At 35.3% G+C, this 1,073-nt stretch carries 1 protein-coding gene; it reads right to left on the reverse strand.

All coding sequences use genetic code 11. The features are described from left to right. Positions 1-241: 241 nt before the first annotated feature. Positions 242-793: a GNAT family N-acetyltransferase gene (locus RCH18_RS16090; protein WP_326937791.1), complete on the reverse strand. Its 552-nt coding sequence runs from the start codon at positions 791-793 to the stop codon at positions 242-244. Positions 794-1,073 lie beyond the last annotated feature (280 nt).

A 1,073-nucleotide genomic window follows, 5' to 3' on the forward strand; every position in this document is an offset into this window, starting at 1 on the left:
CCGCCTCGCTTACAAGCGAATTTTGTGCGAATAGAAAAGGAGTTATTGCGTTAATTTGAGCAAAAGTGGGGTAAATTCACATCCTGACGTTTTGCGGCTTGGCGAAGGTGGCGATTTTCACCACAAATGTTGATGCGGAGTACCAATGTTTGATTAACCAGAAAACTGTCTGCGGAGCACTGAACCGCCACTTTTGCCAAACCGCTGTTAGCGGTTCGTTGTTCTGTTCCGTCAAGTATTTTTATATTCTGTCGTCCCATTCTCTTTTCAGCATTGCGTATTGAAATTCACTTCCCCATTTTCCTTTGAAGAATATGTTTTCAATAAAGTGTCCTTCCTGTTTAAATCCTGTACTTTTTAGTAAGTTGATTGAAGCAGTATTTTCTGCGTCCACTATTTCAACAACTCTGTGTATTTCTTTTGTGTCAAACAGAAAAGTCAAAACTCCAATTAGAACTTCTTTAGCGTAACCCTTTTTTTGTTCAAGGTGTGAAATTGTAATTCCAATTTCCGCAATTCGTGTGTCGTATTGGTCAAGTTTAATTGCACAGTCTCCTACAATTTGTTTTGTTTCATTGTTTTCAATTCCATATTGTACCCATTCACCTGCTTTACCAAAATACTTTGTCGAGTTGTCTTTAATAAATTCTGCGGCTTGTTCAATTGACATAACATCAAAACCTTGATATTTTGTAACTTCTGGATTTGAACGATAACTATGGAAGTCTAATAAGTCAGTTAATTCGAGATGTCGAATATTAAGTCGTGTTGTTTGTATATTTAATATTTCCATTGTTTATATTTATGTTATTATAATTTGTCGGTTTGTCGCACTTACAATGACCGCTAACGTCAGTCTGTGAAAAAACCTCCGTTTTATTTGCATCAAATATAGTATTTAATTTTGGATATTAGCGAGAAAATTTGTACATTTAAAGATGCAACATATATCCGGAACATCGCGTAAATAGTTACTATTAAGCAGTTTAGAAGATAAAATCGCTTTGGATAATCCAATTCGATTTATCGATGCTTTTGTAGAACACATCTCACTTGAATCTGTTGGGTTTACG

Origin of the sequence: Flavobacterium sp. PL11, from assembly GCF_035985025.1 — a bacterium.
In the GTDB taxonomy this organism is placed as follows: Bacteria; Bacteroidota; Bacteroidia; order Flavobacteriales; family Flavobacteriaceae; genus Flavobacterium.